The organism is Mesorhizobium neociceri (assembly GCF_013520985.1).
Classification (GTDB): Bacteria; Pseudomonadota; Alphaproteobacteria; order Rhizobiales; family Rhizobiaceae; genus Mesorhizobium; species Mesorhizobium neociceri.
In genome coordinates this window covers 1-407 of the sequence record NZ_JACDTY010000071.1, presented here as the reverse complement: position 1 = coordinate 407, position 407 = coordinate 1, and the positions used below count along the sequence as shown (strand labels likewise).

General features: G+C 68.3%; 1 protein-coding gene. It reads left to right on the top strand.

Annotation, left to right across the window (positions count from 1 at the left end):
* Positions 1–407: FAD-dependent monooxygenase (locus H0241_RS35365; RefSeq protein WP_181062303.1), on the top strand; the 407-nt coding region annotated here is incomplete at both ends.

Here is a 407-nt window from a genome sequence, read left to right as displayed (position 1 = left end):
ACTACTGGCAATGCGCCTATGTCATTCCGAAAGGCACGCTGGAAAAGCTCCACGCCGCCGGCCTCGGCGCCTTCAGGGCCGGCCTCGCCGAATTGTTGCCGATCGTCGCCGACCGCGCCGACGAAATTGCGAGCTGGGACGACCTCAAGCTGCTCTCGGTCGCGGTCGACCGGCTCGATCGCTGGTGGCAGCCGGGCCTCATCTGCATCGGCGATGCGGCACATGCGATGTCGCCGATCGGCGGCGTGGGGGTCAATCTCGCCATCCAGGACGCTGTCGCGGCCGCCAACCGGCTCGCCGGGCCGCTGCGCGATCGGAGCGTCCGCAGTGAGGATCTCGCTGCAGTGCAGGAGCGCCGGAACTTCCCGACCAAGGCGACGCAGGCCCTGCAGGTCGCGATCCAGAAC